The 1,042-nt window shown below is 63.6% G+C and carries 2 protein-coding genes; both read right to left on the bottom strand.

All coding sequences use genetic code 11. The features are described from left to right. Positions 1-552, bottom strand: a 552-nt coding sequence (locus RA25_RS21985) for a 16S rRNA (cytosine(1402)-N(4))-methyltransferase (protein WP_039175058.1), incomplete at its 3' end; no start/stop codon positions are given. 3 nt (positions 553-555) lie between these two features. After that, entirely contained in the window at positions 556-1,023 is a 468-nt protein-coding gene (gene mraZ, locus RA25_RS21980) for a division/cell wall cluster transcriptional repressor MraZ (protein ID WP_082023132.1), read from the bottom strand. Positions 1,024-1,042 lie beyond the last annotated feature (19 nt).

Genomic DNA, 1,042 nt, shown 5'->3' with positions numbered 1-1,042 from the left:
GATGCCCGCAAGGCGCAGGGTGGTGGTGATGGGTTCAATCGCGCGCTCTTTGACAATCGCCTTGGCGATGCGGCGGCTGGCGCGTTCCTCACCGTAGTGGAACAGGATGTCGGCGATCTGCGCTTCGTCCAGCTCGGCAATCAGGTCCGCGGCGGAGGGGCCGGACTGCGACATCCGCATATCCAGCGGGCCGTCTTTCATGAAGGAAAAGCCCCGTTCGGCCAGGTCCAGCTGCATAGAGGAGACGCCAAGGTCCAGCACCACGCCGTCGAGGTCCTGGGCGTATTCATCCATGCGGGAAAAGACACCGGGCTGCAGGATCAGGCGGTCGCCGTACTCCCCTGCCCAGGGTTTTGCCAGTTCAAAGGCCAGCGGATCGCGGTCAACGCCGGTGACCTGCTCCGCGCCAGCCTCCAGCAGGCCGCGGGTATAGCCGCCTGCCCCGAAGGTGCCATCAAGCCAGCGGCCCGAGACCGGAGCCACGGCCGCAAGCAGCGGGCGGAGGAGAACCGGGATGTGGGGACCATTGGCAGCTGTTTGGTCCTGGGTCATGTCTTAAGCGCCCCCGGCGCCGTCTAGGAATTCCATTGGATCGAAACCTTCTGGCAGGTCGTCCATCCATTCTTCGGCCTGGGCCAGTTCCTCTGCCTCGTAGGTTTCCGGCTTCCAGATCTGGAAGGTGTCGCCTGCGGCGATGAAGAAGGCCTCTGCCTCAAGGTCGATTTTCTGGCGCAGCTTGGCCGGCAGAACCAGGCGGCCGGTCTCATCCACGTTGGTCGGGAACGACTGGCCGTGGAACATGCGCTGCAGCATCTTGCGCTGCATCGAACCGCGGGGAAGCTGGTCGATCTTGGCGTCGACCTCCTCGATCGCCTCTATAGTATAGCATTCCAGGAAGTTGCGGCGCTGGTCGCCGTAGACGATCACCAGTTCGGGGTTCTGGCCGGGCTGCCAATTGGGGTCAGCGGCCTCCAGCACACGGCGAAAGGAGGCAGGAATTGACACCCGCCCCTTTGCATCCACCTTGTGGTGGCTTTCGCCT

The organism is Leisingera sp. ANG-S5, from assembly GCF_000813925.1.
Lineage (GTDB): Bacteria > Pseudomonadota > Alphaproteobacteria > Rhodobacterales > Rhodobacteraceae > Leisingera.
This window is presented reverse-complemented; position numbering and strand designations above follow the sequence as displayed.